This is a genomic window from Helicobacter bizzozeronii, assembly GCF_900196775.1.
GTDB classification, from domain to species: Bacteria; Campylobacterota; Campylobacteria; order Campylobacterales; family Helicobacteraceae; genus Helicobacter; species Helicobacter bizzozeronii.
In genome coordinates this window covers 1-1,662 of the sequence record NZ_FZLB01000113.1, presented here as the reverse complement: position 1 = coordinate 1,662, position 1,662 = coordinate 1, and the positions used below count along the sequence as shown (strand labels likewise).

Annotated in this window: 1 protein-coding gene and 1 pseudogene; both read left to right on the top strand. The window is 40.9% G+C overall.

The features are described from left to right. Nucleotides 1-447, top strand: a 447-nt coding sequence (locus tag C5684_RS08865) for an IS607 family transposase (protein ID WP_104640083.1), incomplete at its 5' end; no start/stop codon positions are given. Further along, nucleotides 422-1,662: pseudogene (locus C5684_RS08860) on the top strand (RNA-guided endonuclease InsQ/TnpB family protein); the annotation flags it as partial. The gene C5684_RS08865 and the pseudogene C5684_RS08860, both read left to right, overlap by 26 nt.

Genomic DNA, 1,662 nt, shown 5'->3' with positions numbered 1-1,662 from the left:
CGTGTTTCTAGTGCCGACCAAAAAGAGGATTTAATCGCTCAAGTGCAGGTTTTGGAGTTGTATTGTTCTAAGTTGGGCTTTAACTACGAAGTGATCCAAGATTTAGGTTCTGGGATGAACTATTACAAAAAGGGTTTAACAAAACTTCTTAACCTGATCCTAGAAAGTCAAGTTAAAAGACTTGTTTTAACCCATAAAGACCGCTTATTGCGTTTTGGAGCGGAGCTAGTGTTTGCCATTTGCGAGGCTAAAGGCGTGGAGGTGATTCTCATTAATCAAGGCGATGAGAATATCCGCTTTGAGGAGGAGTTAGCCAAAGATGTGTTAGAAATCATTACGGTGTTCTCAGCTAGACTTTATGGAGCACGCTCAAAGAAAAATAAACAGCTTTTAGAGGAAATGCAAGAAGTGGTAGAAAATAATGTTACAGCTGACACACAAGATTGAGCTAACCCCTAACAATAAGGCACAAACCCATTTTAAAAAGGCTTTTGGGTGTGCTAGACTTGCCTAAACTTAAGGACTTGCGAAGTGGAGAGAAAACTACAAAAACGGCATTAAATCTAACCACTTTGCCCTAAAGAAAGAATTTAACGCTTGCAAAAAAGAGAAGTTTCCCTTTGTCTATGAAGTTACGAAATATGCTACAGCACAGCCCTTTAACCACTTAAATCTAGCTTTTCAAAAATTTTTTAAAGATTTAAAATTGGGTAAAGTCAGCTATCCCCGTTTTAAACGCAAAAGAGAGTATCAAGGCAGTTTCTACATTGGGGGCGACCAAGTAAAAATCATTCAAGGCGACAAAAAGGATTATATCAAAATCCCCAACTTGCCTAAAATCAAAATGACCGAAAAACTACGCTTTAAAGGCAAAATCAACGGCGCGACCATCACGCAAAGAGGCAATAAATTCTATGTTTCAATCCAAATAGATACCACACAAGAGGAGTTTGAGCGCACCCACAAGCCCGTTAAGAATAACCGCACGCTAGGCATTGATACAGGCATTAAGGCGTTTGCCACTCTATCTAATGGTTTGCAAGTGTTTGCACCTAAGCCTTTAAATAGGCTGACAAGGCGGCTTAAGAGACTTAGTAGGCAAGTTTCTAGGAAAAGCAAGCATTCTGCTTGCCTCCCGAAAACCAAAGGAAGGGAGCAGAATGCTCCCCATACTAGAAAATCCGCTAATTACCTTAAAGCCAGCTTGCGCCTAAACCGCTTGCACGCCCGCATAGCTAATATCCGCAATGACTTTTTACACAAACTCAGCACTGCCCTCGTTAGGCACGCTAAAATTCTTTGTTTAGAAAGTTTAAATGTTAAGAATATGCTGAAAAACTCAAGGTTAGCCAAAGCCTTAAGTGATGTGAGTATCTGCGCCTTTAACACCCTTTTAGAGTATAAAGCGAAATATTATGGGCGAGAAATTAAGCGAGCTGATGTCTTTTACCCTAGCTCCAAGACTTGTTCTAGCTGTGGCAATGTGAAAAAGGATTTAATGCTTAGCGATAGAGTGTATCAGTGTGGGGCGTGCGGGGCGGTGATTGATAGAGATTTTACGCGAGTTTAAACCTCGCAAAGCATTTAGTAAGTGGAGTTCCCACTGAATTAGCCTAGCGGACATGACGGCTCTATTGGACGATTGCCAAAGCAATGGCTTAT